Below are 6,774 nucleotides of genomic sequence, written 5' to 3'. Positions count from 1 at the left end.
AGGAAGTGTGGCTCGAAGAACCGCGATGCGGGCGAGATGCGGTCGGCAGGGATGCGGTTGCCCGGGAACGGCTCACCGGTCGTCGGGTCGATGATGGGCGAGCCGAGGTGTGAGAAGTCCCCCTGGAACATTGACGGCGTCGGAACTGTCTGGTTGTACACGCGAAAGTCTGTAAGCGGACGCGCCTGCCCGCTTCCAAAGAAGAAGAGCCGGTCACGGACGATGGGACCGCCAAGCGACGCGCCGACCTCGTGGCGCTCGAACTCGGGGGGATCCTCTGTGGCGAACGCATTTCTGGCGTTCAGCGCATCGTCTTGAAAGAACTCCCACACGGTGCCGTGGATATCGTTGGTGCCAGAGCGAGAAGCCATGACCACTTGAATCGGGCTCCGTCCAGACGAGGCATCGAAGCTGGAGGTCTGGACGGAGAACTCTGCGATGGTCTCGACGTTCGACACGCCCATCGCTCCCTCGTCCATGCCGGAGTTCGCGTTGGCCCCATCGATCTGAAAGCCGGTCGCATTCGAGCGGGCGCCGAGCCCCTGTACGTACGCATTCCGCTCGGCTCCGGAATCACTGGTGATGAATCGCATTCCCGGGACCAACCCCACGAGCGCCACCGGATTGCGCGTCCTCAACGGCAGCTCTCGGATCTGGTGCATCTGGACGACGGTCTGTACTGCGCTGTTGTCGGTCTGCAACGACTCCGCCGCCCCGCCGACCACCGTGACCTCCTGCGTCAACTTGCTGATGCTCAGCATTGGAAACAGCCGTCGCCGCTCTCCGACGGTCAAGACGATGCGCTCGGCCTTCCACGCGTTGAATCCACTCGCGGCAACGGTAACCTCGTACGGGCCGATCGGGAGCGCCCAGATCTCGAAGCTGCCTCGCGTGTCGCTCTCGGCCGTTCTCGCCAAGCCCGTCTCGAGCTGCACAACGGCAACAGAAGCGCCGGGCACAACGGCGCCCGAGCTGTCCGTGATTACACCCGAGATCGACGTCTCGGTGCCGACCTGAGCGACGGTGGTCACGGCGAGCGCCAGGTGCATTCCCAGACAGGCAAGCGCACACCATACGCTTTTCATGGCTTCCCCTCCTCATTGGACCGGTGGCCCACGATGAACTCTCTAGCGGGAGCGCACACGATTCAACCGTGCACGACACTGCTGAGGGGCGACCGTTCAATTGGTTGAACGGAATCGTGAGCGCCCGACCCAAAGGTCGGGCCTACAGATTTCGGTTGAGGCACGATGGGCATGTAGGCCCGACCTTTAGGTCGGGCGGGGCGGGGCTAAAGCCCCGCCCCTGGAACTCATTGGAGGAGGCGTACGTGGATCGTCGGAGTGCATTGCATCTGCTGATGGGGGGTAGCGCATCGCTCATAACGACAAGGAAGGCCGCCGCCGGACAAGACGTTCCCGGCATGGGCGCGAGCCCTTTCACGTCGTGGCCTGCAGTCCCGACCGGGACGCCATGTCCCAGCGAGCCGAGCATCGAGATCGCCCGCACATGGTGGGCACCCCAACGAGACGTCTGGACCCCCATCGGATGGAAGAACCATCTCTTCCGGTTCAACGTGCTCTACAACGGAACCCTGATGTTCGAGCCGTTCGACCAGCGCAAGCCACACACGGCTCGTTATCGAGACCTGGACTTCCAGCTCACCTTCACTCCGAGCGCGGACGGATCCCCGCCGCCGTTACCGCCGATTCCGACACGCGTGTATCACCTCGACGGCGGCTTCGGCATCCAAGGTTGGCGCGACGACCACCAGACCCCGGTGCTGTGGACCGAATGGCCGCTGCAGGAAGGTTTGGTGATCCGCCAGGAAGTCTTCGCCCACGTGCCGGGTGAGCGGCCCGTGACGACGGGCGTGGAGCCGCTCTACGCCTGGGTGCGCTTGTCAGTAGTGCATGTCGACGAGATTCGCGCCGCGAAGCGATTTGCGGTTGCCTTGCAGCTCAGTCGACTATATTTCCGGCACGAGTACCCATGGAAGCACGAGGACGGCGTCGTGCTCGTGGCGGATCCGAAGCGCGCGCCGCTAATGGCGCCGCTCAGGGAGATGGGCCGCGACACCCAGTCCGGTGTGCGCATCATCAATGCAGAGGGGCGTGTGCGACTCGCGGTCGCGCCCTCGCCGGCCGGACCCCTGCCCTTTGCAGAGAGCGCACCAGGCAGCCGGATCTACAACCTCGCTGTGGAGCTGCCGGGTGAACAGGGGGCGCACGCCGATCTGCTGGTGGCGGCGTTGCCACAGGAGCAGGCTGCGTTCGACGCCGAGCTGGCTCGTGGCTTCGATGGAGCGCTCGCTGCGTGTAAGCCCTACTGGAAGGAGACAACGCAAGATGCGGCGCGGGTGACCACACCCGAGCACTTCGTCAACCATGCGATCGAGCGGAACATCCAGTTCGCCCAGATCATCGCCGAGAAGAATCCGACCAGCGGGGAATACACACTACTGTCGGGCTCTTATGGTTACGACGTGCTCTGGAGCACGCCGACGTCGATGACCAGCCACATGCTGCTCGACCTGCTCGGACATCATGAAGCCGTGGCGCGCTATGCCGAGCTCTATCGAAGCACGCAAGGCACGGTCAAGCCTCCTGGAAAGAGCTATGTGCTCCACCCAGGGTACTTCAGCACGCCCAAGACGCTCACCGCCATCGACTGGCTCTCGGATCACGGCGCCATTCTGCATCTCGTCGCATATCATGCGTTGCTGACTGGCGACCCACGCTTCATCGACGCATGGCTCGAGCCTATCGTCAGCGCCTGCGCGTTCATCGAAGACGCCTGTGCCATCACCGGCCACGCGGGTGTGAAAGGCCTCCTTCCACCGGCCGTGGCGACCGACGAAGGCGTTGAGACGCAAGCGGTCTGGGTCATGGGCTGGAACTACAAGGGCCTGGCGTCGGCGGTCCGGTTGCTCAAGCGCCTTCAGCATCCACGTGCAGGCCAGCTCGAGGCGTTCGCGGAGACCTTCAGGTCCAGGTTCGTCGAAGCATATCGTGCGCGTGCCGCTGCCGCGCCGACCTGGACCGATGCGACCGGCCAGAAGCACCACGTGCCGGAAGCAAACCTCATCCCGGCCAAGCGCCACATCTTCGGGGACCTCGTGATGTTGGATGCCGGGCCGCTGTTCCACGTCTGGGCCGGCTTGATGGACGCCGACGACCCGCTCATGAGATCGGTGGTGAAGTTCTTTCGTGAGGGCCCGAATCGGCGCCTCTACGGCTATCGCCCAAATCCCCTCGACCGCGCGGTCCTCATCCACGAACAGTCCTCAGGAGAGCCGTGCTACAGCTGGAACATCTGCCACTCGTGGCAGCTCGGCGATCGCCATCGGTTTCTCGAGGGCATGTACGGTCTCTTGACCGGTGCGATCTCGCCGCAGACCTTCATCTCCGGCGAGCATCGTCATGGAATGTACGGCAATGTGTTCGTGGCGCCACTCATCGTGTGGTGTCTACGACAGGCGGTGGTGGACGATGCCTTGCAGCCGGAGGAAGTGCACCTGCTTCGTCTATGTCCTTTGGCCTGGATCTCTTCGCGTGAGGAGACTGTGTTCGAGAAGATGCCGACCGAGCACGGACCGGTCAGCCTTCGGTTTCGGCTCTCGCAGGATGCGGCAACGCTCTCCGTGTCCTTCGCGGCGGAATGGCGCGACCAACCGCCGCGCGTGGTGCTGCACGCGCCACCCGTTCCCGGTTTGCAGCGCGTCGAGGTCAACGGCCAGACGCATGATGTGTCCGACCGTGGCGGCACCATCACCATACCTGTAGCGCGTGGTCTTTAGCCTGCAGGAATCGACCTTTGGGGGACGTGCAACATGCGACATAGCAGGAACACACAACTGGATCGACGGCAGTTCGTTCGGCGGGGAGCGGCGGTGGTGACTTGCGCGTGGCCGGTGTTGAGCGCAAGGGACACCAGGGCCGCCTCGCCGGTCCGCCGTGCCGGCTTCTCCATGTCGTCCACCACTGCTCAAGACACAGATATTCTCATTCCCCACATAGACGACGAATGGTGGCGCATCGCTGGGAATCCTGACTTAGGACGGTACACGACAAGAGAACAACAGCCGGTTGACTTTGGTGTCTGGCAGGCTGCTGATGGCACATGGCAGTTATGGTCGTGTATTCGTCAGACGAAAGCCGGCGAGAATACCAGACTGTTTTATCGTTGGGAAGGTAAACGGCTCACCGATACACATTGGCAACCGATGGGCATTGCGATGGAGGCCGACACGACCTTGGGTGAGGCATCTGGAGGATTGCAGGCACCCTATGTGTTCAAAGAGAACGGTACCTACTACATGGTCTATGGCGACTTGAACCGGATAAGCCTGGCAACCAGCCAGGATGGAAAACGGTTCACGAGGGTATCAAACGAAAAGGGCAAGCCTGATCTGTTCACGGGACCTTACAATCACTCACGGGACCCCATGGTCTTGCGAGATAATGGCTTGTATTACAGCTATTATATGGGGCACACGCACGAAGATGGAACCGTCGTAGAGAATGGTCAGAGAGTGAAGAAGAGATTCAAGATTGAATCGTCACTTAGACGGCATCCGGATGACGAAGCTCCAGTGGAAATCAGCAGCGCCGGCGCGATGAGCTTACAGCGACACCCCGAGGCCTATTCCCTCAGGGAGCAGGGCGTGTCCGCGATCGAAGCGAATCAACGGCTCACCGACGCGCCGCGTGTGGTACAGCGGCCCAATGATGTCGTGATGAATGATGGGGGAGAGCGCGGGCATGGTCACGGCGAGGTGCAGCATGGCCGCAGTGGCAATGTCCCACTCGAGGTTGCTCCCAATCACACAGCGCAGGCCGGCAGCGGCGGCAAGGCTGGCAATCTCCAGCGAGCGGCGTATTCCGCCGTTCTTGCCCGGGTACACGCTAATCAGGTCGCAGGCATCGGCGCGAATGGCATCCAGCCCATCCTGTGGCGTGAACACCGATTCATCGAGCATGATGGGGATGCTGCTGCGCTGACGGAGCCGCGCGCAGCCTCGGAAATCGCGACGGCGCAACGGCTCCTCGATGACGTTGACGCCGAGTCGTTCGAGCCCGGGGAGCGCCGCGACGACCTGCTGCTCGGTCCATCCAGCGTTTGCGTCGACGCCGAGCGGGAAGTCATCCCCAACGGCAGCGCGCACGGCACCCACTCGCTCGAGGTCCTCCGGCACGGAGAGCCCCACCTTGACCTTGGCGGCCCGAAAGCCTTGCGCGAGCGCCCACTCGGCTACGCGCGCCGCCTCGCTAGGTGAGAAGGCTCCGATCGACGCCTTGAGCGGAATCTCACCTGTCCGCCGCGCTCCACCGAGGAGCAGGTTGGCGGGCACGCCCAACAGCTTGGCGGCGGCGTCCAGCAAGGCCATCTCGATTGCAGCTTTGGTAAAGGGGTTCCCAATGATTGCCAGATCGATTGCATCGGATAGACGTGCGACATGCCGGGGATCCTGGCCAACGAGGAGCGGTGTGAAGAGCTCCTCGACGACCGCCACGGCGCCCGCTTGCGACTCGCCGCTCCAGGCTGGAACGACGTTCGCCTCACCGATCCCAGTCGCACGTTCGTCTGTGTGCACGTGAACCAGCACGTACCGGGAGACGGGATGCGATCCGGCCGCGCTCACGATCGCCAGCGCCCGGTTGACGTCGATCGTGTGCGGCACCGCTTCGATGGAAACAATCCTCGCCACGTCGTCTCCTATGGACGGCAGGTGCGGGGGACGCGCCCTGCCATCGTGATGGTAGGGACGCCTCGCCGAGGCGTCCGTTTGACAGAGGTTAGTCGATGCCGAGCAGCTGCAGCGTATCGCGATGTATCAGCGCCTCGAGCTTTGCTTCGGGAATTCGTGGCAGACCCGTTCCGCGCGTGATGTCATTCACCTTGCCGAGCGCCTCAATGGTCGAGCGAGGGGTGGTAACGGGATAATCGGAGCCGAATAGGAGCTTGTCGATGACGCCGTACTCGAGCGCCAACACGAGCGCGTTGTAGAACTGCCAGGGTCGATAGTAGAGGGCGGAGATGTCGGCAAAGAGATGGGGGTGCTTTCGGATGAGGACGAGCGTTTCCCCAATCCACGGATGACCGAGATGGGCGATGACCATGCGCAGCCGCGGGCACTCGAGCGCCACTGGCTGAAGCAGCACGGGATTGGCCACTTCGAGCGACACGTTCTGGCAGAACGTCGTGCCCTGATGGATCAGGATTGGAATCTCCAGCTCCTCCGCACGTTTGAACAGACGTGTGATCCGAGGATCGCCCGGATGGATGTTCTGATAGATAGGGCCCAGCTTCAGCCCTCGAAGGCCAAGCCGCAGCACCGCGTGGTCCAGTTGTTCCACCGCCGTCTCGTCATGAGGGTCGACTGCACAGAATCCGACGAGCTTGCCTGGGTCACGGGCGACATAGTCCGCCACGTACTCGTTGGGAACGACGTAGCCCACATGATGCGCGCGAAAGCCAAGAACAATAGCGCGGTCGACGGCCTGCATGGCGGCCCAATGCTCGTCGAGATCGACGGCGAACTGAAGGTTGGGATTGCCGGCTACCGCCCTGGCATCGGCGACGAACTGCTCGCTCACGTGGCTGTGGTCTCCAATATGCGTATGGCAATCGACGATCATTCGCGCCTCCCAGGAAAAGGAACCGGGTACCTTTTTCGCTCCCGAAAAGGTACCCCGGTCCCATTGTGGCGCGCCCATGATATCGGCCGGGCGGCGAGCGCATCGTTCAACAGACTGAACGATTGCGGCCTTC

4 protein-coding genes are annotated in these 6,774 nt (G+C 62.6%); 1 reads left to right on the top strand and 3 read right to left on the bottom strand.

Features of this window, described 5'->3' with window-relative positions; translation table 11 throughout:
• Positions 1 to 1,085: TonB-dependent receptor plug domain-containing protein (locus GEV06_21600; GenBank protein MPZ20482.1), on the bottom strand; the 1,085-nt coding region annotated here is incomplete at its 3' end.
• A 245-nt stretch (positions 1,086 to 1,330) separates the two neighbouring features.
• On the opposite strand from GEV06_21600, the gene GEV06_21595 reads away from it, so the two are divergent.
• Complete coding sequence (locus tag GEV06_21595) at positions 1,331 to 3,799, top strand: hypothetical protein (protein ID MPZ20481.1); 2,469 nt, start codon at positions 1,331 to 1,333, stop codon at positions 3,797 to 3,799.
• An 825-nt stretch (positions 3,800 to 4,624) separates the two neighbouring features.
• Here GEV06_21595 and GEV06_21590 read toward each other — a convergent pair.
• On the bottom strand, positions 4,625 to 5,710 hold the full coding sequence (locus GEV06_21590) for a mandelate racemase/muconate lactonizing protein (protein ID MPZ20480.1): 1,086 nt from the start codon (positions 5,708 to 5,710) through the stop codon (positions 4,625 to 4,627).
• Between the two features lie 88 nt (positions 5,711 to 5,798).
• Positions 5,799 to 6,719, bottom strand: a complete 921-nt coding sequence (locus GEV06_21585; protein MPZ20479.1) for an amidohydrolase family protein — start codon at positions 6,717 to 6,719, stop codon at positions 5,799 to 5,801.
• Between the last annotated feature and the right edge of the window lie 55 nt (positions 6,720 to 6,774).

Origin of the sequence: Luteitalea sp. (assembly GCA_009377605.1) — a bacterium.
Classification (GTDB): Bacteria; Acidobacteriota; Vicinamibacteria; order Vicinamibacterales; family Vicinamibacteraceae; genus WHTT01.
The sequence above is the reverse complement of the archived record's forward strand: the minus strand, read 5'-3'. Positions and strand labels throughout refer to the sequence as shown.

Excerpts from the sequence above, each read along its gene's own strand:
- GEV06_21585 (MPZ20479.1), bottom strand. The coding sequence starts at position 6,719 with ATGGGCGCGCCACAATGGGACCGGGGTACCTTTTCGGGAGCGAAAAAG.